Raw genomic sequence first — 26940 nt, forward strand, 5'->3', positions numbered from 1 at the left:
GGCCGTTGGTGCGTAACCTGTGGGAGCGGGCTTGCTCGCGAAAGCGGTGTGTCAGACAACATCGATATTGACTCTACCGCCGTCTTCGCGAGCAAGCCCGCTCCCACATGAGTTGCGTTTAACTGATCGTTTTCAGGTTACTGCGCCTGATAAATCTGGTCGAACACGCCACCGTCATTGAAGAATTTCGGTTGCGCGGTTTTCCAGCCGCCGAAGTCCTTGTCGATGGTCACCAGCTCCAGTGTCGGGAACTGCTTGGCGTACTTGGCGGCCACGTCCTTGTCACGTGGACGATAGAAGTTTTTCGCCGCGATTTCCTGGCCGGCCGGGCTGTACAGGTGTTTGAGGTACGCTTCGGCGATTTCGGTATTGCCCTTTTTCTCGGCGTTCTTGTCGACCACAGCCACCGGTGGCTCGGCCAGAATCGACAGCGAAGGCACGACGATGTCGAATTTGTCGGCGCCGCCGTCTTCTTTCAACGCCAGGAAGGCTTCGTTTTCCCAGGCCAGCAACACGTCGCCCTGACCGTTGTTGACGAAGGTGATGGTCGACCCGCGAGCGCCGGTGTCCAGCACAGGCACGTGTTTGAACAGGGTCTGCACGTACTCTTTGGCCTTGGCTTCATTACCGCCGTTGGCTTTCAGGCCATAGGCCCAGGCCGCGAGGAAGTTCCAGCGTGCGCCGCCGGAGGTTTTCGGATTCGGGGTGATAACTTCCACGCCATTTTTGGTCAGGTCGCCCCAGTCCTTGATGCCTTTCGGGTTGCCTTTGCGCACCAGGAACACGATGGTCGAGGTGTAAGGCGTGCTCGCTTCCGGCAGACGCTTCTGCCAGTCGACCGGCAGGCTCTTGCCCAGCTTGGCGACTTCATCGATGTCACCGGCCAGGGCTAGGGTCACCACGTCGGCCCGCAGACCGTCGATCACCGCCCGGCCCTGCTTGCCCGAACCACCGTGGGACTGCTGGATTTTCACATTGTCGCCAGCGTGGTCTTTTTTCCAGAAGTTGATGAACTCGGCGTTGTACTCCTGGTACAGCTCACGGGTCGGGTCATACGACACGTTGAGCAGCTCGTAATCCTTGGCAACCGCGGAACCAGCAAAAAGGGCACTGGCCAAGGCGGCCAAAGCAAAATGACGAATCGACGACATGGTGAAAGCTCCTGGAATTCTTGATGTGTTGGCTTTTTCTTATGGCCTGGAACGGGTTGCCTGTTCAAAGATCGCAGCGTTCGAAAGCCCTCAGTCTCCCGCAGGAGCTGCCGAAGGCTGCGATCTTTTGATCTTCAATCTTTCGCTTCAGCTCGGCTTGTTGCCCGGGTTCTGCAAACGGAATTTCTCTTTGCGTTCGATCTGAACCACCTGGGCGTTGTGCACGGTGATTTCCACCGCGCCAAAGCGCAGATCGCGCAAGGCGCTCTGAATCTCACGCAAAATAGTGGCTTCGTCCTGCCCGTCAACACTACGTAGGGATGCGCTCATGGTGCTGCTCCTTTAATGAGATATGCCTGGCAGTGGCGGGCACTGCTTACGGCGTAGGGGCAATAGTAGATAGGCGCGGATATTCTTAAAAAGACTATTTAAGAATGTTTATATAACTAGAGTGCATTATTTGATGGAGCAAGGGGTTGCGCAGGACCAACTACTTTCAAGGGCACACAAGCCCCCTCGCCACAAAAAGCAGATCAGGCGCTCATCCAATCGTTGGCGCCCGAGCCCAATCCAATGCTGCCGCCGGCATTGGCCGTCCAAACCAGTACCCCTGCCCCAGATCGCAATCGTGTTCGAGCAGGAAAGCCGCCTGCTCGACCTGCTCGATCCCCTCGGCATGCACTTGCATCCCCATGCTCTGCGCCAGCGCAATGATTACCCGCGCGATCGCCGCGTCATCCTCATCACCCGGCAAGCCTGCGACAAATCCCTGATCGATCTTGAGCTTTTGCACCGGCAAACGCTTGAGCCGCAGCAACGATGAATAGCCCGTGCCGAAGTCATCGATGGCCAGCCGCACGCCCAACTCGCGCAAGCGATGCATCTGCTCCAGCGCCACTTCCGGGTCCTCCATCACCGCGCTTTCGGTAACTTCCAGCTCCAGATACGCCGGATCCAGCCCGGTGTCGTGTAGCACCTGAGCCACTTGCTGATACAACTCGCGGCGGGCAAACAGGCGAGAAGAAACGTTCACCGCGACAAACGACAACCCCACGCCCGCCGCTTGCCACTGGCACATCTGCTGACAGGCCTGGCGCATGATCCAGGCATCGATCTCGGCAATCAGCCCGGTGCGTTCGGCGATGGGGATGAACTCTGCCGGCGACACAAGCCCACGCTGCGGATGCTCCCAGCGCACCAACGCCTCGACGCCAATCAGGCGACTGGTTTTGAGGTCATGCACGGGCTGGTAATAAACCCGCAATTCCTGCTCCTCCAAAGCTCGACGCAATTCGAATGCAATCTCGACGCGTTGCTGGGCATGCGCGGTCAATTCTTCGGTGTAGAGGGCATAGCCGTCGCGGCCAGCGCTCTTGGCCTTGAACAGCGCCGAATCGGCGTTGCGCAACAGTTGCTCGGCGCTCAAGGCATCGCTGGGGAACAGGCTGATACCGATGCTGGCGTTGATGAACAGCGGATGCCCGTCGATCTGGAACGATTCTCTAAGGCCATCGATGACCCGCTGAGCCAGAGCCGCGGCGTGCCCCGGCTGCGGGCAATTTTCAGCCAATACCGCAAATTCGTCGCCACTGAGCCGCGCCAGCGTGATGCCCGGACCGAACAAGACATTCAGGCGCTCAGCCACAGCCTTGAGCAACTGATCGCCGACACTGTGGCCGAGACTGTCGTTGATCAACTTGAAATGATCGAGGTCGATCATCAACAACGCGCAACCGCGCTTGTGGACCTGCGCCGAGGCCACGGCCTGCCCGGCACGGTCGGTAAGCAGAAGGCGATTGGGCAGATCGGTCAGCGGATCGTGATAGGCCAGGTGCGTCAGTTCATGTTCGGAGTTCTTGATCGCGCTGATGTCGGAAAACACCGCAACGTACTGGCTGAGCCGCCCCTGATCGTCGCGAATGAGGCGGATCGTCTGCCATTGCGGGTAGATCTCGCCGCTCTTGCGACGGTTCCAGATTTCCCCGCTCCACTCACCAAGGCTTTCGAGTGCCGCGAACATCGCCTGGTAGAAACCCGGTGGGTGATGACCCGACTTGAACATGTTCGGTCGCTGACCCAACACTTCCTCGCACTGATAGCCGGTGATTTCCATGAATGCCCGGTTCACATGGACGATCAAGCCTTTGCTATCAGTGACCAGCACCCCTTCACGGGTGCAATCGAACACCGCTGCCGCCTGACGCAAACGCTCCCGGTCTGCAGTGCGCCCACGCAATTTGGCGCCGACACCCAGGCAGCGAAACAATCGTGCCCGCGCAATAAAGATCAGCCCCGCACTGAACGCCACCCAGGCATAGCCGTTGATCAGTTGCCAGCGCAGCAGGTCGGTGGAACTATCGAAGAACCTGTTCAATAAATAACCACTAAACTGGAGCCAGGCTACGGAAAGCGCCAGATAGAGCAGCGCTGCACGCAAAGCATCGCGATAGGTGGCTGACATTAGAGCGTCCATGTCCCTACAAAAAAGGCTGGAATTATAGATTAAAGAAACATCCGGCCACTCTTATCTGAAAGGGCGACTGGTTTTATCTGTGGGCTAAGTGATAATGCAACGGCTGTTTTTTTCTTTATCGAGGGTCCTATAGGCTATGTGGTACGAAGGTTTTCTTGGCTTATCGCCCTGGTCACTGGTGGCAGTCACCCTGCTGATGACCCACGTGACGATCGTCGGCGTCACGGTTTATCTGCATCGCTATTCAGCCCATCGCTCGCTTGAGCTCAATGCCGGCCTGAAACATTTCTTCCGCTTCTGGCTGTGGCTGACCACGGCGCAGAACACCCGCGAGTGGACGGCTATCCACCGCAAGCACCACGCCAAATGCGAAACCGTCGATGACCCGCACAGCCCGGTCATCAAGGGTCTGTCCACCGTTCTGCGCAAAGGCGCCGAGTTGTACCGCGCCGAAGCGGAGAACCCCGAGACCTTGCGCATCTACGGCAAGAACTGTCCCGAAGACTGGATCGAACGCAACCTTTACAGCCGCTTCCCGCTGCTGGGCGTGGCGATCATGGGCGTCATCGACCTGCTGCTGTTCGGCACCATCGGCATCACCATCTGGGCCATCCAGATGATGTGGATCCCGGTCTGGGCCGCCGGCGTGGTCAATGGCCTGGGCCATGCCATCGGCTACCGCAACTTCGAATGCCGCGATGCGGCGACCAATCTGGTGCCTTGGGGCATCCTGATCGGCGGCGAAGAACTGCATAACAACCATCACACCTACCCTAACTCCGCCAAACTGTCGGTGAAGAAATGGGAATTCGATCTCGGCTGGGCCTGGATCCAGGTCTTCAGTTTCCTGCGTCTGGCCAAGGTCCAGCGGGTTGCACCCATCGCCCACCGCGTTGAAGGTAAAGGCAGCCTGGACATGGACACCGCCATGGCGATCCTCAACAACCGCTTCCAGATCATGGCTCAGTACCGCAAGCTGGTGATCGCGCCACTGGTCAAGCAAGAGCTGGAAAAGGTCGATCACTCGGTCCGTCACCAGTTCCACCGGGCCAAGCGCCTGCTGTCGCGGGAAACCAGCCTGCTGGATGACAAGCACCATGTACGCATCCAGACCATGCTCGAGCACAGCCAGGCGCTGAAGGTAATTTACGAGAAACGTCTGGCCTTGCAGCAGATCTGGGTCAAGACCAGCTCAAATGGTCACGACATGCTGGCTGCCATCAAGGATTGGGTACACGAGGCCGAGGCCAGCGGGATTCAATCCCTGCGTGACTTCGCCGACCAGTTGAAAACCTACTCGCTGCGCCCTGCCAACGCCTGATCCTTTGTGATGACGGCTTGCCTCTGATAAGGAGCTTGCCTGTGGCGAGGGAGCTTGCTCCCGCTCGGCTGCGCAGCAGACGCAATACCTGACGACGCGTTTTAACTGACAAAACGCGTCGCCAGTACCGCCCGGCGGGAGCAAGCTCCTCTCGCCACGAAGAGCGGGAACTTCGCTCCAAATCCCCTATCTCAAAGACACTTCGCCATCCAGGCGGGCTTTGTTCTTGGCCGCTGTCGACATAGCGGCACGCCCTTTGAGATTTGTGCCGATGGTTAATAAATGCCTACAAGACACATCCCTTCCACAGTGGCCCGAGGCCGCGCAGACTCTGATGGCGCTGATGCATGCCCAGGGTGAAGTGGCGCGCCTGAGCGAACGCGAACAGCTGTTCAGCTCGCTGCTGGTTAGCGTCAACGCCGTGCTTTGGGCATTTAACTGGGAAACCCGTCAGGTGCTCTATGTCAGCCCGGCCTATGACCGGATTTTCGGCCGTCCCGCCGGCCTGTTGCTGTCCGACTACAACCACTGGCGCGACAGCGTCTATCCCGACGATCTGGACTACGCCGAGCGCAGCCTGGCGCAGGTGCTGGTCAAAGGCGCCGTTGAAAACCGCGAGTACCGCATCATCGCCGCCGACGGCCAGGTGCGTTGGCTCAGCGACAAATGCTTCATCAACCGTCAGGCAGAGCCGGGCCAACCGGTGATCATCGTCGGCATTGCCGAAGACATCACCGAAAAAAAGCAGATGGAAGCCGAGTTGCAGCGCCTGGCCAGCACCGATGTGTTGACCCAAAGCAGCAATCGCCGACACTTCTTCGAATGCGCCAATCGTGAATTCGAGCAGGCGCGGTTGAACGGTGCGCCGATGGCGTTCCTGCTGCTGGACATCGATGACTTCAAAGTGGTCAATGACACCTACGGCCATCAGGAAGGCGACAAGGTGCTGCAACGCATCGCCGAGAGCGGTCGCGCGGCCCTGCGGCGAGGTGATCTGTTCGGACGGATCGGCGGTGAGGAATTCGCGGCGGTGTTTCCCGGCTGTGCACCGGATATGGCCATGCAGGTGGCCGAGCGCCTGCAACGGGAAATTCAGCGGTTAAGCTTCAGCCATGACGACCAAACCTTCGGCATCACCGTCAGCCAGGGCCTGAGCAGCCTCACACACGAGGATGAAAGCATCGACAGCCTGTTCGCCCGCGCCGATGCGGCGATGTACCAGGCCAAGCGCCAAGGCAAGAACCGCATCATTTCTGGCTGATCGGCCCGCTCCCACAGGGTTCGGTGTCAGATTCGCTTTTTGCGCAGACGCATCAACTCCGGCAATCCAATCTTGAGCAATCTTGCCGTACGGCTTTTGGACAACGCCTCGATCCCCTCATGCTCGGTCAGGCGCGCCAGTTGCGCGGCCATGTTCATCACCAGCGCTTCGCGGGAGTAAACCCCGCCACCGAGCTGGTAAACCGCCGCAATCAGCTCCCGCAACTCCAGGGGCAGGCGCCAGCGGGTCCGCAGTGCCGAACCATAGGCCGCGCCGAATTCGGCCAATGCTTCGCCAACCTCTTCCCACTCATCCAGCTCACCGCCGGCCTGCTTCCACTCCTGCAAACAGCGCAGCAAGGCCAGGTCGCCGAGACGATGCAGCATGCCCGCGCAATAACAACGCTCCTGATCCAGATCCAGCAAACGCGCCAGCGTCCGCGCGTATTCGGCGGTGTGCAGAGACAACTCCCAATAACGCTCGGCATAGTCCGCCAACTGCGGATCGCTGAGCCGGGCGCTGCGCTTGAGGGCGAGGCCCAGAATAAGATTCATGCTTTGCCCGGTGCCCAAGCGGTGCAGCGCCTGGGCCAGGGTTTGCACAGCGACGCCATGATGCTGGGCCGCGCTGTTGGCGGCGGCGATCAGGACAGCGGTGATTTGCGGGTCGGTGCGGATCTCGTCTTCCAGCCGTGTCAGATCGAGGCCATTGGGATTGAGGCTACGTTTGATCGCCACCTGCACATCGGTCATCAACGGCGCCCCCTCCGCCAGTTCGCGACGCCGCTCCAGGTACACCGACAAGGTCATGCCCGGCGCCAATGAAGGCACCTCGCAGGACACCTCTTCACCGGCGTTCAGCAACAAATCCTGCAGGCGCTGGGTCAGGCTTTCCATGTTCAAGGGTTTGGTCAGGTACGCCGTGGGCGCCAGGGGCAAGACTTCACGCACGCTGGCGCTGTCATTGCGGCTGCTCATCAGGATGAAGGGCAGAGGTGGATTACGTTTGCGCTGACGGACACTGCGCAAGACGTTCAGACCATCGACGCCAGGCAACTCCCAGTCGACGATCACCAGGTCGTAAGGATTTTCCGCTAACAGGTGCAGTGTCTCCTGGCCATCGGCACACAAGTCCAGCCGCGCGTCGCAGCGCACATTCAACAACACCTGCTTGAGCAGGTCGCGAGACCAAGGGTCGGCCTCGGCAATCAGCACTCGCGGTACAGCGGGTAACACCACAGCAGTCATCGCACACTCCAACGGCAATGCTTGCACCTTAGTCAATGATGGCCATTCGATACAGCTCAATTGCCCCTGATGTGTTTCAAGCCCCATAAAAAAACCCGCCGAAGCGGGTTTTTGTCGATCAGATCACAAACGGATCAGAGCTCGGCGAAGCACTCTTCGATGATCGCCAGGCCTTTGTCCAGTTGCTCGTCCGGCGCGGTCAGCGGTACCAGCACGCGCAGAACGTTGCCATAGGTGCCGCACGACAGCAGGATCAGGCCCTTGTCGCGAGCCTTGGCCACAACGGCGGCTACAGCAGCCGGGTTCGGCTTGTGGCTGTCGCCGTTTTCAAACAGCTCGACGGCGATCATCGCACCCAGGGCACGCACGTCGCCGATCACCGGGTATTTGGCCTGAATGGCTTTCAGACCAGTCACCAGACGCTCGCCAACCGCTTTGCAGCGATCCAGCAGGTGCTCTTCTTCGAACACTTCCATCACGGCCAGGGCCGCGGCGCAAGCGATCGGGCTACCGGCGTAAGTGCCGCCCAAGCCGCCTGGAGCGATGGCGTCCATGTATTCGGCCTTGCCGCACACGCCGGCCAGCGGGAAGCCGCCAGCGATGGATTTGGCGAAGGTGGTCAGGTCGGCGGCAACGCCCATCTGTTCCATGGCGAAGAAGGTGCCGGTACGGCCAGCGCCAGTCTGCACTTCGTCAGCGATCAACAGAATGCCGTGCTGGTCGCACAGGGCGCGCAGACGCTTCATGAACTCTTTAGGCGCGACGTAGAAACCACCTTCGCCCTGAACCGGCTCAATGATGATGGCAGCGATGTCACGCGGCTCGGCGTCGTTCTTGAAGATGCGCTCGATGCTGGCGATCGAATCGTCGATGCTCACACCGTGCAATTCGTTCGGGTACAGCGCGCGGAAGATGCCGCCTGGCATCAGGCCCATGCCAGCCGAGTAAGGCACGACTTTACCGGTCAGGCCCAGGGTCATCATGGTGCGACCGTGGTAAGCGCCGGTGAACGCGATCACACCGGCACGGCCAGTGGCGGCACGGGCGATCTTGATGGAGTTTTCCACGGCTTCGGAGCCGGTGGTCACCAGCAGGGTTTTCTTGGCGAAATCACCCGGTACCTTGGCGTTGATTTTTTCGCACACTTCCACGTACGGCTCGTAGGCCAGTACCTGGAAGCAGGTGTGGGTCAGCTTGTTCAGTTGTTCGGTGACGGCGGCGATGATTTTCGGGTGCACGTGACCGGTGTTCAGCACAGCGATACCGCCGGCGAAGTCGATGAACTCACGACCTTCAACGTCGGTCACGGTGGCGTTCTTCGCGTGGTCGGCGAAGATCGGGTGAATCTGGCCAACACCACGGGGTACAGCAGCGGTGCGGCGGGCCATCAACTCAGCGTTAGTCTTGCTCATACATTCCTCATTCGCCGCTCATCGGTCGGCGTGGTTCAAGGATTAAGCGGTGGGGAGGCAACTACGGCAGCATGCGATGATCGACTGCCACAGCGTTCCCGGCCACAGAGAAAATTCCGTTTGAAGCGCGCAAAGGGGCAGCGCTCTCGTGCCCTTTGCGCTTGAAGCAATGGACTCAGATACCCAGGCAGAGGTATTTGATTTCCAGGTAATCCTCAATGCCGTACTTGGAGCCTTCACGGCCCAGGCCCGACGCCTTGATGCCGCCGAACGGCGCGACTTCGTTGGAGATCAACCCGGTGTTGACGCCGACCATGCCGTACTCCAGGGCTTCAGCCACACGGAACACACGACCCAGGTCGCGCGCATAGAAGTACGAGGCCAGACCGAACTCGGTGTCGTTGGACATCGCGATCACGTCGGCTTCGTCTTTGAAGCGGAACAGCGGCGCCAACGGACCGAAGGTTTCTTCCTTGGCCACGGCCGCGTTGTTCGGCACGTTGGTCAGGATGGTCGGCTCGAAGAAGTTGCCTTGCATGCTCTTGCCACCCGCCAGCACGGTAGCGCCTTTGCCGACAGCGTCAGCAATGTGCTCTTGAACCTTGGCCACGGCTTTTTCGTCGATCAGCGGGCCAGTGGTGGTGCCGTCTTCCAGACCGTTGCCGATCTTGAGTTTGGCCACGGCCACTTTCAGCTTCTCGGCGAACGCGTCGTAGACCGAATCCTGAATGTACAGGCGGTTGGCGCAGACGCAGGTCTGGCCGTTGTTGCGGTACTTGGAAATGATCGCGCCTTCGACGGCCTTATCCAGGTCCGCGTCGTCGAACACAATGAACGGCGCATTGCCGCCCAGCTCCAGCGAGACTTTCTTGATGTCCTTGGCGCACTCGGTCATTAACTGACGACCGATTTCGGTCGAGCCGGTGAACGACAGTTTGCGTACGATCGGGTTGCCGGTCAGCTCGCTGCCGATGTCGCCGGCGCTGCCGGTCACCACGCTGAACACGCCGTTCGGAATACCGGCACGCTGAGCCAGTTCAGCCAGGGCGAACGCGGAAAACGGGGTTTGCGAAGCAGGCTTGAGCACCATGGTGCAACCGGCGGCCAGGGCCGGGCCGGCTTTACGGGTGATCATCGCGGCCGGGAAGTTCCACGGGGTGATTGCAGCGGTCACGCCGATCGGCTGCTTGATCACGATCAGGCGCTTGTCTGGCTGGTGGCCCGGAATCACGTCACCGTAGACGCGCTTGGCTTCTTCGGCGAACCACTCGATAAAGGAAGCGGCGTAAACGATCTCGCCCTTGGCTTCAGCCAATGGCTTGCCCTGCTCGAGGGTCATCAGGCGAGCCAGGTCGTCCTGATTCTCGATGATCAGCTCGAACCAGCGACGCAGCTTGTTCGCGCGCTCCTTGGCGGTCAGTGAACGCCAAGCCGGCAGCGCTTTGTCAGCGGCTTCGATCGCACGGCGGGTTTCGGCAGCGCCCATTTTCGGCACAGTACCCAGAATTTCGCCCGTTGCCGGGTTATTGACCTTGATCGTCTGACCGTTGTCCGCATCGACCCAAGCGCCATCGATAAAGGCTTGCTGGCGGAACAACTGGGTGTCTTTAAGCTGCATGTCGGCTTTCCTTAACAGCACCGCGGCACGCGCGGAGCGAATTATGATTATAGAAAGGCGCCTTATAGGCTGCCGTCAGGGAAATCATTCACCGGGCTGAAGCACATAAATAGCGCACGGAACGAACTCGTGCGGTTCAGCACCCAGACAAGAGCGTTTGAAATCTCAAACGAATCCTAGGATCAAAGGGGGTAAAGGACAATAGGCTGTTCGAAAAAAAGAACGAAAACGCCGCATTTGCCTATTTTTTCGGATCAGCGTAGCAAACGCAGGTTACGCTTTGGAAAAACGCAGACGATTCAGCAGCATGGACGCCCGCAGCGCATATGAGTATCATGGCGCCCGCATTGCACCAGTAGCTCAGCTGGATAGAGTACTGCCCTCCGAAGGCAGGGGTCGTGGGTTCGAATCCCGCCTGGTGCACCATATGTAGAAGCGAGAAAGCCTCAGGCCGTTGGGTCTGGGGCTTTTTTGTGGGTAAGCCATTTTCAATGGTTTGGGTCTAGTGATCAGCACTGCCTGATTCGAATAGACGTCCAACGTCCCTTGCGGCATGCAGGACACGCTCAATCTGAACATCGCCCTCGAAAAGACTATAAAAGATCAAATATCGGCCGTGGGAAATCATTCGCAGCCCTCTGGCATAGTCATCTCGGGGAATACCTTGATTAGGCTGATCCAGCAGCCGAGCACAGCACACTCGTAGCTCACCAACAAAAGTCCGAGCTCGACCCGGATTGTCACGGGCAATGTAGCGGGCGATTTGCTGCAGATCCTCTCGTGCCAGTGCGGAGAAAAACAATTGTCTCATGGGCGCTTCTGCTCTGCTTCGACCTCATCAATGAGCGCATCAAGCTCGGCAAACACGGTATCGGCAGCAATGGCCGGACGTGGGTCATTGCGGCTGGTCGCAATAGCTACACATATTTCTGCGGCTCGTAATCTATCCAGGAGCTGCTGATAAGCGGCGTGCGGCAAAAGGTAGGCAGCAGGACGATTGTGGTTGAGAACGGCAACTGGCTCTGAGCCTGCTTGCTCAATCACAGTACTTGGGCTGCGTTTCAGCTCGGTAATACTGACCGACCGACTCGCAAGTAATTGCTCCATGACGACTCCAAAGGTACAAAAAATAGTACCTTATAGTGCTCGATTTTCCGAACAACGGTCAACGTGCAACTGACCGGGGCCATCTGCCCCACAAAAAACCATCGAAACGGGTTTCCTTTGCTGTCGTTAAATCGAGATTCGCTGGTCAAATGACCGGCAAATGAGCGGCACGAACAAAGGCGGCTGAAACCGCACCTTGGCCAGTTGCTGTCTGCTGCCAGCGCCTTGTTCAATCAAATGACCGTCAAATGACGATAATACCCAGCCGGGTACTTAGCGAACTTTGCGATTAGCCTTGGGATCATCGACGTCATCTTCTTCCGACCGATTCAGCAGAAAATCCTTACGACTTTCGACGGTTGCAGGAGATCAGCCTGCACGATACCCTTCCGCCGTCGCTGCCAATTCAGCGACCGGGCTTGGTAACCCGAGAGTTAAGCGCAACAGCGCCCCCATTGAGAATTGCAGGCGTTTGTTTACGCCCGCAATTTTGAGTTATGGCGGCTGTACGTGGGACGTCTTCGGGCGTGCCGGATTCCTTGACTCCCGGTTTACCAACCTGCGCACAGCTGCCACCCATTCGCTTGGTAACGAAAAAGTGGCAGTTCCTCGTCAAGGAGCTAGACCATGCGCAATGTAAATCCGTACGAAATTAGGCTTATCCCTCACCCCGACTTCGAATCGCGCCCCCACCGCACCTCCGTCATTGGAGGTGGCAAATGACTGAATACTCAGAAGCAAAAACCATCGGCTTCACGCCCTGCCTCTACAGTGCAGACGATCCGCTGTTTCATGTCAGCGCTGGGGTGCCTATTAGTAAAGCATTGGCACAGGCGTCCGACCTGTTGTTCCTGGCCAAGTCGTTTGCTGAGGATGCAGCCTATGCAAAAGACACCGACCGCTATGCCTGGGCCGCGCACTATTTGACGGCGATGGGTAAAGCGGTGGTTGATGATGTGGTGAAAGTTCTGACGCAACCTCCGCAGACGGCGACGCCACAAACCGTAAAATAGCGGCAACTCACCCTTGAAATGCGCCCCGATTTTTCGGGGCCTGCAATTTTTGGGTGAGTGTTTTCATCGGCGGTTACGCTCCGCTTCAACCTCATCAATGAGTGCATCAAGCTCGGCAAATAGGATTTCGGCAGGAATAGCCGGACGTGGGTCATTACGGCTGACGCCTATAGACTCACGTATTTCTGCGACTCGTTGCTGATAAGCCGCGTGCGGCAAGGGGTGAGCAACAGGATGGTTGTGGTTGAGAACGGCAACGGGCCGCCAGAGCGTTTTCTTCATTCTGTCGTCCAATCAAACTCGTCGTATTCATCATCGTCTTCTTCGTCCTCGATCAACTCATCATCAAGAACGTCTTCCTCAAGACCCTCTTCTGCCTGCTTCGCCAGAAGAAACTCCTTGCGACTCTCAGTCACTGCTCGCCTTAATTCCTCACCCTTCACCGGGCAGTTGAGCATTTGGGCGATGCGGTCGATTTTTTGTGCCACGGCATCCTCCAACGCATCGGCTATGGGCTGATAGTGCGCGCTTTCGGGTGTTGTTGCCAAATCGGCGACCGCTGTTCAGCTCATTTTTTCTGCAATTCCTTGAGTCGGGCCGCAAGGTTTTCCTTGGGAAAGCGCTTGTGCAATGTCGTCATCAGTGCCTCGGCGGCTTGGGTTTGTCCGGCGTCTTGCAGGCGTATCACCTCGCGTAATTGATCATCCAGTGACTTAACCGGCGCGGCGGCGCGTTTGCTGAGTTTGGCTTCGTCGGCCATTTCGCTGTTGATCGATTCACGTTGCATAGGTGCAGCAAAATCCGCCATCGGCGCAGCCGGTGCGGGCGCAGCCTGGGAGCGCGCGGCGGCTTCCGGTTTGGCGAGCGGTACGGAGGCTTTCGGCGCAGGCACGAAGTCGTAACTCGGCAATTGCTCGGGCGTGCGTTGCACCAGCGCCAGCATCAACGCCACGCCAACGAGACTGGCGAAAGCCACTTGCCAGCGGGGTTGTTGGCAGGCGCGGAGCCAGCGTTGCCACAGGTTTGGCTTCCGCGCGGGAGCTTCTCGGTGCGCGGTGGCGAGGATGAAGGCGTCGAGATGGGCCGGTGGTTCGCCGCTGCTGTGGTCGCGGAAGTGCTTGAGCACTTCTTCGTCGGGCGATGGCGGTGTTTGTTTGGCGTCAGTCATGTCAGTACCTCCTCGGCCAGCAGCCGACGCAGTTTTTGCTGGGCGTAGCGCAAGCGACTTTTGACGGTTTCCAGCGGGGTTTCGGTGAGGGTGGCGATTTGCGGCAGGTCGAGGTCGCCGTGGGCGCGCAGCAGGAACACTTCGCGCTGGTCGGCGGGCAGGGTTTGCAGAGCGGCTTCGAGGCGTTGACCGTCGCGGCTCAGGCTCAGCAGTTGTTCGGGGTCGGCGGCGTCATCGATGACGGCGTGTGATTGCTCGTCATAGCTGTCGTGCAAGGGGTTTTGGATGCCGTGTTTACGCCAGTGATCGATCAGTCGGTTGCGGGCAATCTGGTAGAGCCAGGTACGAAAATTCGCCCGGCCTTGTGGCTGACTGGTGCTGCGGATCAGGCTCAGCCAGGTTTCCTGATACACCTCTTCGGCCAGTTCGGGTTTGCCGCTGAGGCCGAGGAGGAATCGATACAGGCCCTGGCGGTGGCGGGCATACAAAACTTCGAACGCTGCCCCCTCGCCAGAGCGATAACGCGCCAGCAGCGATTCATCGCTGCCGGCGGTTGAGCTGATTGCAGGATCGGACATGTCAGCTTTCACTCTATCCGGTTGTCATTGGGCTGCTGATTGGAGGCGGTCGAGGTTCGCAGGCTCTGCGCCAACTCCACCAATTGCACGAATTCACCGCGCAGGCCGAACTGATCATCGCCCCGTGCGCCACGGGCCAGGGCTTCGGTGTCTTTCAGGCTGAAAACACCGGTGTAACGTCCGTCCTTGAGCTGTTGGGAGAAAGCTGCAACGGCGGCGGCAAAGCGCAGATCATCACTGGCGGCCGAGAGTTTTCCGGCCTCATCCTTCAGGATTGGCCGTTCGATCAAGCGACTGCTCCCACCTTCCGGCGACTGATATCGCACCCGCAGCATCGCCAATTCCCCGTTTTTTGCGGAAACATCGGCCGCAGATTTGCCATAGCGCAACGGCTCCAGCCAGCCCTTCTCGCCGTTGGGCACAATTTCATACAACGCCGTCACCGTATGCCCTGCGCCGATTTCTCCGGCGTCGACTTTGTCGTTGCTGAAATCCTCACGCTTCAAGGCACGATTCTCATAACCCAACAGCCGATATTCACTGACCTGAGCCGGATTGAACTCCACCTGCAGCTTCACGTTTTTCGCTACTACTGCGAGGGTTGAGCCGAGTTGATCCACCAGCACTTTGCGCGCCTCGCGCAGGTTGTCGATGTAGGCGTAGTTGCCATCACCGGCATCGGCCAGTTGTTCCATCAGGTGTTCATTGTAGTTATCCACACCAAAACCCAAGGTGGTCAGGGACACGCCGGTCTTGCGTTTATCCACAGCCATTTGCTTGAGGCTGTCGAAGTCGCTGATGCCGACGTTGAAGTCACCGTCGGTGGCCAGCAGGATGCGGTTGATGCCTTTGGGGATAAACGCCTGTTGGGCCATTTGATAAGCCAGTTCGATACCCGACGCGCCGGCGGTCGAGCCGCCTGCGGTCAATTGATCGATGGCGGTACGAATTTTCGCTTTTTCCCGTCCGGAGGTCGGCTCCAGCACCACGCGAGATTGTCCGGCGTAGACCACCAGCGAAACCCGGTCCTGCTCGCGCAGTTGATCGACCAGCAATTTCAGGGTGCTTTTGACCAAGGGCAAGCCTTCGCGACGGTCCATGGAGCCGGACACGTCCACCAGAAACACCAGGTTCGCCGGGGCCAGTTCCGCCACCGCGCGATCAGACGCCTTTATGCCGATACGCAACAATCGTGTATGCGGGTTCCAGGGTGACGGCGCCAGCTCGGTGGTCACGCCGAATGGCGAGCCGTCGGTGGGCAAGGCGTAATCGTAGGGGAAGTAATTGACCATTTCTTCCAGCCGCACCGCCCCTTCGGGAGGTAAGCGCCCCTGATTGAGCAAGCGCCGGACGTTGGCGTAAGCGCCGGTGTCGACATCGGCACTGAAGGTCGACACCGGCGCCTCGGTCACGCTGTGAATCGGGTTATCGGCCAGCGTCTGATATTGCTCCCGCTGTTCATCCCGGTAGCCCTGTGGATAAGCCTCGCCGGCCGGCGTAGGCGCAAAAGAGACCAACGGCGCCGGTCGCGCGCTGTGCTTGGCCATCGCAGAGTCAGCCATGACGGCTTCGCGACGCACCAGCGCTTCTGTTTTCGGTTCACTTTGAGCCGGCGGCGCCACCACTGCCGAGTCTGGCGTGGATGAAGCGCCGCAACCGGCAACGGCCAGCAGCAACCCGGCGGCGAAACCCTGGGCGGCCGGGCGGAGAAAATGCAGAGGGAGGGACATGGGGGCTGACCTCAGGAGGAAATTGACTCATTCATCCTCTGAGACGGACAGCCCGCCGGGTTCGGGTTAACTCACCGGAAAAAATCTTCAGCGGTGATAACGCCGCACCACGCTGCTGTTTTTCAGCACATGGCCTTTGATCTGTTCCAGCAGCTGCGCGCGGGTCAGGCCGGCGGGCAAGGCGTCTGGCGCCAGGTCCAGGGCGTAGAGCTGGATGATGTAGTGATGGGAGCTGTCGCCGATGGGCGGGCACGGGCCGATGTAGCCGGTGGTGCCTTTGCTGTTGCTGCCGCCCACGCCTTCGAGGGCGGATTTGGCGCCGACGCCGGCCGGGATCTGACGCGTCGCGGCCTTGATCCCGTAATGAATCCAGTGATCGACACCCTGGCCTTTCTGGCCATCCGGATCATGCATGACGATGGCGTAGCTGAGGGTGCCAGGAGGGCCAGCGTTCCAGCTCAGGGCCGGGGACTGGTTCTTGCCGCCGCAGCCGCTGGCATCGCTGGCCTGCGCCGACGTGAACAGCCGATTGTCCGAAACACCGGGAATGCTGAGGGTGAAACGCTCCTGGGCCTGCGCCGGAAACTGCACGCAAAAGGCGACTGCAACGGCCGCCAGCCAAGGGTTCAAAGAGGTCAATCGGGTCATACCGGAGCACCTTGTGCGGGTGGGGCCGTCGTCGGCTCGCAAACTATAGCCGGACCGTTCGTGCGGTGGCAGCGGCAATTGGCTGAACCTCGGAATAAGCGCCAAACTCCTAAGTGAAACACCTGTCTGGAGATCGATCATGGCACTGCACCGCGTCGCCCGTTTCGCCGATGTGCCCCTTGACCGTGGCCTTGAGGTCCGGATCGACAAGATGAAAATAGTCTTGCTGCGGGTCGGCGATCAATTGCGCGCCTATCAGGGCAAATGTCCCCACGCCGGGGCGCCCTTGGCCAAGGGTGCGCTGTGCGAAGGACGGCTGATCTGCCCGTGGCACAAGGCGGCTTATCGGCTTGAAGACGGCGCGTTGTGCGAGCCACCGTCCCTGGACAGTCTGCGGCGCTATCCACTCGAAATCCGCGACGATGAGGTTTGGGTCGACGATCAGCCGATGCCCACCCCCAGCACGCCGCCGGCGGACGATAAGCGAAGCTTTGTGATCATCGGTGCCGGTGCAGCGGGTACGGCCTGCGCGGCGGCGCTGAGGGAGAAAGGTTTCGGCGGCCGGGTGCTGCTGATCGACCGTGAACCCGAGGCTGGTTACGACCGTACCGTTTTGAGCAAATTCGTGATTGCCGGGGAGATGCCGCCGGACGAAGTCCCGCCGCTGCGGGATGAAAGCTTTTACAGCGAACAACGCATTGAACGGATAAACAGCGATGTGATGGGCCTGGATGCAGTCAACCGGACGCTGCGCCTGGCCGATGGCCAATCGCTGAGCTATGACGCCGCCGTAATCGCCACTGGCGGCATCCCCAAGTCCTTGGCGCTGCCCGGTGCCGATCTGCCGCAGGTATTCGTGCTGCGCTCAATGGCGCAGGCGCAGCAGATTCTGACTGCCGCGAAACCCGGTCAACGGGCAGTGATTGTCGGTGGCAGCTTCATTGGTCTGGAATCCGCTTCATCCCTGCGCCAGTACGGCCTGGACGTCACCGTCCTGACCCGCCATGCCATCCCTTTCGCGGCGCAATTCGGCGATACCGTCGGCAAGGCAATTCGTGCCCTGCACGAGGCCAACGGCGTGGTGTTTCATACCGATGGCGAAGCCGCGCAGATCGAAGGCACAGACAAAGTCGAAGCGGTGCTGCTGGACAACGGTCAGCGCTTGCCGGCGGATCTGGTGCTGGTCGGCATTGGCGTCACCCCGGCGACCACCCCGTTTACCGATCTGCCGAAGGAAAAAGATCAGTCATTGAAGGTCGACGGTGGAATGCGCGTGACCGACGGGCTCTGGGCCGTCGGCGACATCGCGACCTTCCCGCTCAACGGCCAGCCCCAACGGATCGAACACTGGCGCCTGGCCCAGCAACAGGCGCGAATTGCGGCGACGAATATGCTCGGCGGTGACGAGCGCTACCTCGACGTACCGTATTTCTGGACCTGGCACTTCGGCAAAAACTACGACTACCTCGGACACGCCGAAGCCTGGGACGAGGTCGAGTTCAAAGGCGATCCTGACCATCCACCGTTTATCGGCCTGTTCGGCAAGAACGGCGTGGTGGCGGCGGCCGTTGCCTGCGATCAGGAGCGAGCCATGGCAATGCTCGCCGAACGCATGAAACAACCGCTGTCAGTGGATGAGGCCTGGCGCCTGATTCGGGACGTTGGCTAACCGACCTCTTCCAATCCTCCGCATCCCCCCGGAGCTGCCGCAAGCTCAGACGTGGCTCAGCGGCTCTCGATTGTCGTCATCTTCGGCCGACAGACGGATCACCAGCGGATGCTCCAGTGGCGCCAAAGGCGGCGGTAGGTCAGCCGGGTCGACTGGGAAGAAGTGCGTAACGACATGGCTGACATCGCCATCCTGATTGTTATGAATGGTCATCGAGCCCGGCGTTCGTAGCTTCTCCAGCCGATCGCCGGTCAGCTTGAAGCTTTTGCTCAGCCCTTGATCGTCCACCACCGGCGCCGGTAAACGGCGCTGGGCAAAGCTTTTGCTTTTGCGCTGTTGATAACGCGCCCAGCCGATCAGGATCACCGCGTTGAACAGTGCCACCCACAGGTAAATCTGCAACGTGCCGAGGGCGTCGAAAAGCGATGCATCGATGCGCGGGCCGTCATGGGTATCGATCAACGGCCACAGACCACGCATCAGCAAATACAGCAGCCCGATCCAGGCCAATACGGTGAAGAAAACATCGATCACGATCAGAAAGGGCCGCTGCCGGGTTCTGATGATTCTCATAGGAAGACTTCCTCTTCATCGTCGTTCAGCGGCTTGATGCCCCGGTCCGGGCTGACCCAGCGTGCGCGCTTCTGATGTTGGCCGAACAATACTTTGGGAAAGCTGACCAGGGTGGTGAACAGACTGATGAACCAGAACACCAGCGGATACCAGACCACCCAGAACATGGTCTTGCCGAGGCCCTTTTCATAGCGGCGGTCGATCAGGATGCTGACCGCGAATTGCACCAGGCAAACCACTGCCAATAGCAGCCCGGTAAACGCCGGTGGCATGAGGTGATCGACGGCAATGGCTGGCGGCATTTCGACGAATTTGCCGATGCCCCAGAAAATCACCGACAGCAGAAAGGTGAACGCCCAACCGGTAGACAGGCAGTACTCGAACAGCAGCGGCCACAGGTAACGATGGCGGTATTGCCAGATGCCACGGATATTCTTGAACAGCACCTCGGCGCCGCCCTGGGCCCAGCGCAGGCGCTGCTTCCACAGACCACCGAGGGTTTCCGGCATAAGGATCCAGCACAACGCGCGGGGCTCGTAGAAAATGCTCCAGTGATCCAGTTGCAGCTTCCAACTGATGTCGATGTCTTCGGTGATCATGTCGGGGCTCCAGTAGCCGACCCGGTTCAGAGCCGTGCGGCGGAAGGCGACGATCACCCCGGAGACGGTAAAGATCCGCCCGAACACCCGCTGGGTGCGCTTGATCAGGCCGATGATCGACGAGAACTCGCCGACCTGCACGCGGCCGATCAAGGTCGAACGGGTGCGGATTCGTGGGTTGCCGGTCACCGCGCCCAGTCGCGCATTGTCGAGCATCGGCGCCACCAGATACGCCGCGGTGTTCGGCGCCAGCAGCGCGTCACCGTCGATGCACACCAGATACTCGCTGCGCGCCGCAATGGCGCCCATGCGCAGGGCCACGGCCTTGCCCTGGTTCTCTGCCAGGTGCAGCACCCGCAGACGCGGATCCTGCGCCGCCAGTGCATCGAGCACCGCGGCGGTGTTGTCCTTGGAGCCGTCGTTGATCGCGATCACTTCGATGTTCGGGTAATGCTGGGCCAGCGCCGCATGGATGGTATCGGCCGCGTTGTCGCCTTCGTTGTAGCAAGGGATCAGGATTGAGATCAGCGGTTCGCCGGCCAGCGGTGGCGGCAAAGTGTCGTCCTGCCACGGCCAGTGCCGCTCCCAGTGCAGCCAGAAATACAGGCCACCGGCGATCCACAGTCCCGACATGAACAGTGGATAGAAGAACACGAAGTCCATCAGGAATTGCCCGGTGAGCAGAAAGATCAGCCCAAGGGGAACCCCAAGGACGATCGCCAGAACCAGCAGGGCTAAAAGTCTGTCCAGCATGTTATGGATTCCACTTGTTGGAGAGCGCGGGCCGCACGGCTTTCAGGTCCGGCTGGTTCTCGAGGAAGTCGTCCGGGTAGTAGCCGAAACTGGTGGCGCCCTGACGCTTGAGGCGGCCCATCCAGTCAGCCAACTGTTCGCCGTCGATGTCGGCGTCGGCTTTTTTCGTCCAGTCACGGGCCTGCAATTCGAACACCGTGCGGTCGAGTGCGCCGGGGCGCGATTTCACCGTCGCCACCAGCGTTTCGAGCCAAGGGCCGGATTGCTGGAGGCTCTGTTTTTCCATGAGCGGCATGGCCATCGGCGCTGTCCAGTCGTAGGCCCCCAGGAAGTCGTCGAGGTTCTGCGCGAACCAGGCTTCGCTCTCGGGGTTGAGCATTGGCTCGGCGAAAATATTACGCGCCGTTTTCACTTGCGGGCCGCGAATGGCGCGGACCTTGGCGGTCAGCTCGTGAGTGAAATCAATCAGGTAGCGGCTCTTGAATCGCGTCCAGCGTTGCAGCATGGCTGGATCGTCACGCAGGGTGGCAATCGAACCGGGCAGACCGTTGGCGGCATAGACCTTCAGGGCTTCAGGCCCGGCGTCTTCGAAGTCCGACAGCACCGCGTCATCGTGATAGAGGACGCCGTCGATCGAGGTCAGGCGTGCTATGTCTTCGTAGATTTCACCGATGATGCGCCGCACGTTCGGGTCGAATGGCGACAAGCGTTTGTACTGATCCGGATCGATCGACGTGGTACCGGTTTTCGGGTCCCAGCGAGTGACCCGTGGCAACTTCGAGTCCAGGGCAAAACTCAGCACCGGCATCCACGCGAAGACCTTGACGTTAGCCCGAGTACGCAACTGCCAGGCCACGCGGTCGAAAAGGTCGGCGCGCACCGGCAGGTGACGGTTGGGGAAGTACAGCGAATGCACCAGGCCATCGCCCACTGGGTCGGCGAAGGCTTGCAGGAATACGGTGTTGGCGCCCATGTCGGCCATGCGCTGGATCAGTTTGCCGAGGTTGATTTCCTGTTGGGCCGGGTCCGCGTCGTAGACGTTGTCCAGGTCCACATGCACCACGCGCATCGGCGATTCGGTCTGTACCGAGACGATGCTGTTGGCGAAGTGTTCGCCATCCGGGTCCGAGGCCACCAGAAAGCGCGGGCTGCTCATCAGGTTGTCGAGAGCATCGAGGCCGTCTTCCAGGGTCAGGGCCAGCTGATAACCCTGCTCGTTGACCACTTGCAGCGAGGTGCCGTCCGCCGCGCCATAAGGCCAGACCCAGACCCGCGGTTTGTAACCGGTGACCTTGCGGATCTTCTCCGAGATGGCCGCCACGTCGGCACGCATCCGGGCCTGGAATTGGGCTTCGGTTTCATAGCGCCCGGTAGCGGCGTCATAACGCCGAGTGGCGGCCGCCGGTTGCAGGTTGCCTTGCGGGTTGGCCAACACGCCTTTGTGGCTGGCGTCGGTATGGGCGGCGATTTCCACCAGGCCGGATCGGGAAATTTCGCGGATCTGTTCCCAGGTCAGGAAGTCCGACCGCTTGCGCGGTGTACCGGCGAAATCCACCGGCTGGTTCAGCGGTGTATCGATCCACACCCCGACCGGCGCCAGCAAGGCATGCCAGTTATAGGCACGCAGCACTGGCAACACGCGGGTATAGAAGCTCGAATAACCGTCATCGAAACTCAGCATGATCGCCCGTGGCGGCAGTTCGGGGCCACCGTTGCGAGCAGCCATGATCTGGTCGACGGTGACCGGTTTGTAGTTGTTCTCCCGCAGCCAGGCCAGTTGCTCGAGCAGGCGCTCGGTGCGCACGGCCACTACCGCCTGATCGGGGTCACGGTCTTCGACATCGTGGTAAGAGATCCCGAGTACATGGTTTTTCGGCCACGGCTTTTCATTGGCCGACACCGGGCGTTCGGACGGCGGTGCGAAGGCCGGGGCTTGCTGGGCGCAGGCGCTGATCAACAGCGCTCCCAGCAGAAGGATGAAACGCGAAATAAAAGGCATCTTCAAACTCTTCTAGAAGCGGTAAGTAAGGTCGACGAGCAGGCGCAGATCGGTTTCGCGGTCGCCGTCATAAGGCCGGTTGATCACGCTCAGCAGGCCGCCCACCTCGAATACGTCGTTCCAGCTGTAGCGCTGGCCGTAACCCAGCAGGCCGACGACGCCGGTCCCGTGATCGCGCTGGCTATAGGTGCCCGCACCGGCCTGGAACTGTTGGCTCCAGGAGGTTTCATAGCGGCGGTAGAGCACGTGGTTGACGTTCACCGTCGGCAGCACGCTGAAATCGGATTTGGGGTTGAAGTACGGCACATCGTCGGACTTGGAGTTATGGCTGGTGCCGACCTCCAGGCCCAGGTCGACCTGCAAGGCCGGCGCGCGGTAAACACCCTCGCGACCGGTGAGCAAGGCTTCGACACGGTTGTTGCCGTCACTGAAGTGCGAGGGGCTGACCGCCAGCCTCCACTCGCGGCTCTCATTGGCGCGCCAACGGATGAAACCGCTGCCGCCGTTGGCGGTGATGTCGCTGTTCAAGGCCCGCAACGGCGTTTGCGCCGACAGGTATTCGAGGCTGCCGCCGTACTGCCAGTGATCGTCGATATCTCGGGCAATCGCCAGGCGCGCACCCTGTTTGTCACCGAAGCCATAGGAGTGGTTGGAGACTTCCGCTTCCAGGGTCATGTCGCGGCTCCGACGTTCAAGCCCGACGCGCTGAAAACGGTGGTGGCCGGTGCCTTCCTGGAAGTCGCCGGTGGCGTAACCGGCACCGGCGAACAGACGCCAGTCTTCATCGATGGGCGGGCTGTACAGCGTGGTTTCGATGCCGAAATCGCGACTGCCGTTGACCGCCCCAGCATCGCCGTTGCCCCCGCCATAACTCTTGCCGCCATAGGCCTCCACCCGCAGCTCGGCCATGTCATGGACCGCACGCTGGCGCTGCAAACGCTGGACCTGACGGTTGTCGGGGAAACGCGCGACCACATCGTCGGTCAGCGCATCCATCTGCCGCCATTCCTGCAGGTCCATGGCGGTGTGGCCTTGCGCAATTTCCAGGCCGATGTCCCGTGGCACCATACTCTCGGTTTCCTTGAGCTGATTTTCGGCGCGCCGTGGCCAGTCCCGGGCCAGGTACAGATCGGCCTGGGCCAGACGCAGGCCAAGGTTGCCCGAGGCCTGATTCACCAGCACCTGCAAACGCTGCTCGCCCGATGGCAGATCAGCGCCATAGGTGCCGGCCTGGGCGGCGAGTTGCTGCGCGTCCATCCATTCATCGTTGGGATTGCCCACCGGCAAGCCCTTGAGTTCGACCCGTGGCTTCTGGGTCTTGGCCAGGTCTTCAGCGACCTGACGCGCTTCATCGGCCTTATCGCTTTCGAGCAAGGCGTAATAGAGCGCGGTGCTGTCTTCCAGGCGGTCGCCGACATCGGCATCCGGTGCCACCAGCACCTGACGATACAAATCGGTGGCGATTTCTGGCTGACGCTGGTCCAGATAGGAAGACGCCACCCAACGCAGGGCGTAGGTCGGAATCTTCACGCCTTCGGCGAGCAGCTTCTGGTATTCGGCGATCACATCGGCGGTGCGCGCACGGGCCTTGAGGGCGCCCATGCGATCGATTCGCCAGCGGATGACGTCATCGTGGGCCTGAGGATCCGGCGTCCAGGTCGACAGCAACTGGTCGTAATCGGCCAGCGCCCGATCGGCGATCATATAACGTTCTTTTTCGCTGCGAGTGGCCAGTTCGGCCAGGCGCACGCGCTCTGCGGCCAGGTCACCTTCAAGGCGTCGCAGCGTGACCGGATCCAGCAACCCCGACCGCTGACGCGCCAGGCGCAAGGCCGGTTCCGGCAGGCGGGCGCGTTGCAGGGCAATCACGTATTCCCGAGCGACGTCGGGCTTGCTGCCGGCGCGAATGAAAGCCTGGTCGTATTCAAACAACGCGTCGTAGGTGGCGCCGGCGCGGGTCAAAGCGTAGGCCAGGGCCAGGCGGCGGGAAGGATCCTCCGGTTGCGCCGCCACCAGCGCCCTGGTGCGGGCAACGGCCTCGTCAGGTTTACCGGCGTCGGCCTGGGTCATTGCCAGGCCCAGTTGAAGGTCGGGATTTTGCGGTGCAAGGGTCAGGGCCTTGTTGTACACCTGGGTCGCCGAGTCCCAACGCTTGAGGTTGCGATAGGCACGTGCGGTGGCGGTCAGGGCCTGAACCGGCAGCGCCCGATTGTGCCCCTGGGTTTCATAGACCTGGGCCACTTCGGCGTCCAGACCCGCCCAGCTGGCGATCTGCAAGTGATCGCTGATCTGGCCGGTGGTGGCCTGGTTTACCGGTACCTGGCGCAACACAGTCAGCGCAGGCGTGTAGTTGCCGGCCCGTGCATCACGAACCATTTGGTCGTAGGGGGTGTCGGCGAGCGCCTGCATCGGCCACAGCAACTGGCCGCACAGCGCAACGCGAAACAAGGGGCGCAAACCACGATGAATAAAGGGACCAGCAAAACACGGCATTCGTCAGCATCCTTACATGGCCAGCCGGGTCGCAATGTCCCTTGCCCATTCGTAGCGGAAAGCCGGGTCGAAAGACCCAGCCAAGCTTTATCGACGCAGTTTTGCATGCAGGCGTAGTCGACTCTTCAGAACACAATAATTGTTCAGATTCGTGACGCTCGGGCCTTCTCCAATGCCGATCCGCCGGGTGCGGAACCTGTGGGAGCGGGCTTGCCCGCGATGAGGTCGCGTCAGTCGATAAAGATGTGGCTGATAGATCGCTATCGCGGGCAAGCCCGCTCCCACAGGTTCCGTGCCTTGATTGACGGGCATTGGAACCTCCTCCCCCCTCTCCCCGTTTCGAAACCCCCAGACAGCAAAACGCCCGGCGTCTGCATGTTGCAGAGGCCGGGCGTTGCGCTGAAGCCTGCGGTTTTACTGGAGGGTGACGTCGCCCGTGCCGCCGAGTTTGCTCATCACGAAGCCGACAAATTCCTCGAGGGTCATTTTCTGGCCGTTGAAGTCCACCTGATTGTTGGCGTAGTGCAGCTTGGTGACGACATTGTTACCGTCCAGTTTCGCCAGTTGCGTGCCCACCGCCATGCTGCTGAACATGTCGGCAGTTGCGCTCGCCTGATCGGCGATTAGTTTGGCGTCGGTCTGGCCGTCGATTTGCGACTGCACGGTGAGCACGTCAACCAGCATCGGCTTGGACACCAACAGGTTGAAGTCCAGCAGGGCGATCAACTGCTTGACCAACTGGTCTGGCGGCAGGTCCATGGACTGCGGTTTGGTCAGGTCCAGCACCAGGTTGGCGCGGCTTTCGCCGTTGCTGGTGTTGAACGACAGGTTTTCCAGGGCCACCTGCGGGCCGGCGGCCAGCAGTTTCTCCAGGCCGGTCTTGACCTGTGCCTCTTCGGCCGGCGTCAGCTTCAGCTCCGGCACCGGCAGACCGGCGGCAGCAGCTTCAGCGGCGGCCTTCTCGTACGGTTGCAGTTTGGTCTGGTAGATCTGCATCAGCGACATCGTTGACGGAATGTCGAGGTTTTTCAGGCTCATGGCCATCTGCGCAGAACCGACAACCTTGCCGTTCAAAGACACTTCACCGACCTTGTAATCGGCACGCCCCGAAGCATTGGTGCCCGATTCCTCGGTCTTGTTCTTCATTTCAAAGTTCTTGACGCCGAGTACCGACTGCTTGGCGCCGAAGGTGGTCTTGCTGTTGGTCAGCTCGACGGTGTTTTCGCCGGTGTAATAGCCGTACGTGCTTTTGTTCAGGTTACTGGCCACGGTCAAGCCGTTGAGCTCGACCTGCACCGGGGTCTGATCTTCGGCCACGGTGGTCAGTTTCAGGCTGTCCATGTAACCGTCTGCCTTGACCTTTTGCGCCTGGGCACTGGCGGCTACATCGAGTTTCATACCGGAGAAGGTCAGATTGGATTTGTCATCCAGCGCTGTTTCCAGCGGCAGAAATTCGAGGGTGCCCTTGGTGGAATTGTCGTAGCCGATGTTGACCACGCCTTTGACCGGGGAATTGTTCTTGGCGGCGGCGAACCATTTCTCGGTCAGCGGGGTCTTTTCCAGCTCGTAGTGACTGGTGGCCAGGACCGGCAACCACTTCAGCGACACCAGGCGCGAGAACGGCAGCGGGCCGTGTTCGATACGGTCGACGAACAGCAACTCGACCGGCGCTTCACCAAACATCTCGCCCTCGCCCTTGAGGCGGTAGTGCGCGGTGCTGCTGAACACATGGCGGTCCAGCGACACCAGCTCCAGCGACGCCGTGCCGTTGGAACCAGCCAGAGCGGCTTGCAGCTCTTTGTTGGCGTCGGCGATCGAGGTGTTCAGCACCCCATCGAGTTTGCTGCCGGTGTACCACGCACCGCCAGCGCTGATTGCACCGATGGCCACGACAATTCCTAGAAGCACGCCTGCTGATTTATTCATGAAGTACCCGTTCAATGTCCGTTGTTGAAAGTGTGGTCGTCTTCCCTGAACCCATGACAGGTTGCGGTCACGACTGTGCGAAAAGTGGGATGGAGATTAGCATTTGCGCCGCAAGGCGGCCCAATGATTAAAGGTGAAAGAGTGTCTATGGACCGCGCAGAAGAAGCGAGAGTTTCGGCGGCTGTAAGATTGCCATCGCGG

23 protein-coding genes and 1 tRNA gene are annotated in these 26940 nt (G+C 60.1%); 5 read left to right on the forward strand and 19 right to left on the reverse strand.

Translation table 11 applies throughout. The annotated features are described in order from the left end of the window. Nucleotides 1-137: 137 nt before the first annotated feature. The 3 genes from PSH88_RS29305 to dibA form a co-directional block, all read right to left on the reverse strand. Nucleotides 138-1151 carry a sulfate ABC transporter substrate-binding protein gene (locus PSH88_RS29305; protein WP_305424243.1) on the reverse strand — a complete coding sequence of 338 codons (1014 nt, stop codon included), beginning with the start codon at nt 1149-1151 and terminating at the stop codon, nt 138-140. Nucleotides 1152-1298: 147 nt separating this feature from the next. Next, complete coding sequence (oscA, locus tag PSH88_RS29310) at nt 1299-1481, reverse strand: sulfur starvation response protein OscA (protein ID WP_007941032.1); 183 nt, start codon at nt 1479-1481, stop codon at nt 1299-1301. 211 nt (nt 1482-1692) lie between these two features. Then, nucleotides 1693-3612, reverse strand: a complete 1920-nt coding sequence (gene dibA / locus PSH88_RS29315; protein ID WP_305424244.1) for a phosphodiesterase DibA — start codon at nt 3610-3612, stop codon at nt 1693-1695. A gap of 148 nt (nt 3613-3760) precedes the next feature. Between dibA and desA the strand changes: the two genes are divergently transcribed. After that, nucleotides 3761-4945 (forward strand): delta-9 fatty acid desaturase DesA, encoded by a 1185-nt coding sequence (gene desA / locus PSH88_RS29320; protein WP_305424245.1) that lies wholly within the window; start codon nt 3761-3763, stop codon nt 4943-4945. A 271-nt stretch (nt 4946-5216) separates the two neighbouring features. After that, complete coding sequence (locus tag PSH88_RS29325; protein ID WP_305424246.1) at nt 5217-6206, forward strand: GGDEF domain-containing protein; 990 nt, start codon at nt 5217-5219, stop codon at nt 6204-6206. A 26-nt stretch (nt 6207-6232) separates the two neighbouring features. Here PSH88_RS29325 and PSH88_RS29330 read toward each other — a convergent pair whose 3' ends face one another. The 3 genes from PSH88_RS29330 to gabD all read right to left on the reverse strand — a co-directional run bounded on the left by PSH88_RS29330 (nt 6233) and on the right by gabD (nt 10483). Beyond that, nucleotides 6233-7453 carry a response regulator gene (locus PSH88_RS29330; protein WP_305424247.1) on the reverse strand — a complete coding sequence of 407 codons (1221 nt, stop codon included), beginning with the start codon at nt 7451-7453 and terminating at the stop codon, nt 6233-6235. A 134-nt stretch (nt 7454-7587) separates the two neighbouring features. Then, nucleotides 7588-8865, reverse strand: a complete 1278-nt coding sequence (gene gabT / locus PSH88_RS29335) for a 4-aminobutyrate--2-oxoglutarate transaminase (RefSeq protein WP_305424248.1) — start codon at nt 8863-8865, stop codon at nt 7588-7590. A gap of 175 nt (nt 8866-9040) precedes the next feature. Continuing rightward, a complete protein-coding gene (gene gabD, locus PSH88_RS29340; protein WP_018929370.1) occupies nt 9041-10483 on the reverse strand; it encodes an NADP-dependent succinate-semialdehyde dehydrogenase in 1443 nt (480 codons plus the stop codon). 349 nt (nt 10484-10832) lie between these two features. Between gabD and PSH88_RS29345 the strand changes: the two genes are divergently transcribed. Continuing rightward, nucleotides 10833-10909, forward strand: a tRNA-Arg gene (locus tag PSH88_RS29345). Between the two features lie 76 nt (nt 10910-10985). On the opposite strand, the gene PSH88_RS29350 is transcribed toward PSH88_RS29345, so the two are convergent. Then, entirely contained in the window at nt 10986-11294 is a 309-nt protein-coding gene (locus PSH88_RS29350; RefSeq protein ID WP_081625773.1) for a type II toxin-antitoxin system RelE/ParE family toxin, read from the reverse strand. Next, a complete protein-coding gene (locus PSH88_RS29355) occupies nt 11291-11590 on the reverse strand; it encodes a type II toxin-antitoxin system prevent-host-death family antitoxin (RefSeq protein ID WP_019581695.1) in 300 nt (99 codons plus the stop codon). The genes PSH88_RS29350 and PSH88_RS29355 overlap by 4 nt, the downstream gene beginning before the upstream one ends. 719 nt (nt 11591-12309) lie before the next feature. On the opposite strand from PSH88_RS29355, the gene PSH88_RS29360 reads away from it, so the two are divergent. After that, a complete protein-coding gene (locus PSH88_RS29360; protein WP_305424249.1) occupies nt 12310-12603 on the forward strand; it encodes a DUF3077 domain-containing protein in 294 nt (97 codons plus the stop codon). Nucleotides 12604-12666: 63 nt separating this feature from the next. Here the strand turns inward: PSH88_RS29360 and PSH88_RS29365 are convergent, their stop codons facing one another. The 6 genes from PSH88_RS29365 to PSH88_RS29390 all read right to left on the reverse strand — a co-directional run bounded on the left by PSH88_RS29365 (nt 12667) and on the right by PSH88_RS29390 (nt 16727). Then, complete coding sequence (locus tag PSH88_RS29365; protein ID WP_305424250.1) at nt 12667-12885, reverse strand: hypothetical protein; 219 nt, start codon at nt 12883-12885, stop codon at nt 12667-12669. Beyond that, nucleotides 12882-13151: a hypothetical protein gene (locus tag PSH88_RS29370; protein WP_258671894.1), complete on the reverse strand. Its 270-nt coding sequence runs from the start codon at nt 13149-13151 to the stop codon at nt 12882-12884. Before PSH88_RS29370 ends, PSH88_RS29365 begins: the two co-directional genes overlap by 4 nt. A 20-nt stretch (nt 13152-13171) precedes the next feature. Continuing rightward, a complete protein-coding gene (locus PSH88_RS29375; RefSeq protein WP_305424251.1) occupies nt 13172-13771 on the reverse strand; it encodes a hypothetical protein in 600 nt (199 codons plus the stop codon). Then, nucleotides 13768-14349, reverse strand: a complete 582-nt coding sequence (locus PSH88_RS29380; protein ID WP_305424252.1) for an RNA polymerase sigma factor — start codon at nt 14347-14349, stop codon at nt 13768-13770. The genes PSH88_RS29375 and PSH88_RS29380 overlap by 4 nt, the downstream gene beginning before the upstream one ends. Nucleotides 14350-14357: 8 nt before the next feature. Beyond that, nucleotides 14358-16079, reverse strand: coding sequence for a vWA domain-containing protein (locus PSH88_RS29385; RefSeq protein ID WP_305424253.1), 1722 nt, complete (start codon nt 16077-16079; stop codon nt 14358-14360). A gap of 87 nt (nt 16080-16166) precedes the next feature. Further along, nucleotides 16167-16727 (reverse strand): YbhB/YbcL family Raf kinase inhibitor-like protein, encoded by a 561-nt coding sequence (locus PSH88_RS29390; protein WP_305424254.1) that lies wholly within the window; start codon nt 16725-16727, stop codon nt 16167-16169. A 139-nt stretch (nt 16728-16866) separates the two neighbouring features. Here PSH88_RS29390 and PSH88_RS29395 point away from each other — a divergent pair, with 139 nt between their 5' ends. Beyond that, a complete protein-coding gene (locus tag PSH88_RS29395; RefSeq protein WP_305424255.1) occupies nt 16867-18396 on the forward strand; it encodes an FAD-dependent oxidoreductase in 1530 nt (509 codons plus the stop codon). Between the two features lie 45 nt (nt 18397-18441). Here PSH88_RS29395 and pgaD read toward each other — a convergent pair whose 3' ends face one another. From pgaD to PSH88_RS29420, 5 genes are all read right to left on the reverse strand, one after another. Then, nucleotides 18442-18969, reverse strand: a complete 528-nt coding sequence (gene pgaD, locus PSH88_RS29400) for a poly-beta-1,6-N-acetyl-D-glucosamine biosynthesis protein PgaD (RefSeq protein WP_305424256.1) — start codon at nt 18967-18969, stop codon at nt 18442-18444. Continuing rightward, complete coding sequence (gene pgaC / locus PSH88_RS29405; RefSeq protein WP_305424257.1) at nt 18966-20321, reverse strand: poly-beta-1,6-N-acetyl-D-glucosamine synthase; 1356 nt, start codon at nt 20319-20321, stop codon at nt 18966-18968. Before pgaC ends, pgaD begins: the two co-directional genes overlap by 4 nt. Nucleotide 20322: 1 nt before the next feature. Then, nucleotides 20323-22320, reverse strand: coding sequence for a poly-beta-1,6-N-acetyl-D-glucosamine N-deacetylase PgaB (gene pgaB, locus PSH88_RS29410; RefSeq protein ID WP_305424258.1), 1998 nt, complete (start codon nt 22318-22320; stop codon nt 20323-20325). Nucleotides 22321-22332: 12 nt separating this feature from the next. Continuing rightward, entirely contained in the window at nt 22333-24813 is a 2481-nt protein-coding gene (gene pgaA / locus PSH88_RS29415) for a poly-beta-1,6 N-acetyl-D-glucosamine export porin PgaA (RefSeq protein WP_305424259.1), read from the reverse strand. Between the two features lie 414 nt (nt 24814-25227). Continuing rightward, a complete protein-coding gene (locus PSH88_RS29420) occupies nt 25228-26739 on the reverse strand; it encodes a YdgA family protein (RefSeq protein ID WP_305424260.1) in 1512 nt (503 codons plus the stop codon). Nucleotides 26740-26940: the final 201 nt, after the last annotated feature.

This window comes from Pseudomonas wuhanensis (assembly GCF_030687395.1).
GTDB classification, from domain to species: Bacteria; Pseudomonadota; Gammaproteobacteria; order Pseudomonadales; family Pseudomonadaceae; genus Aquipseudomonas; species Aquipseudomonas wuhanensis.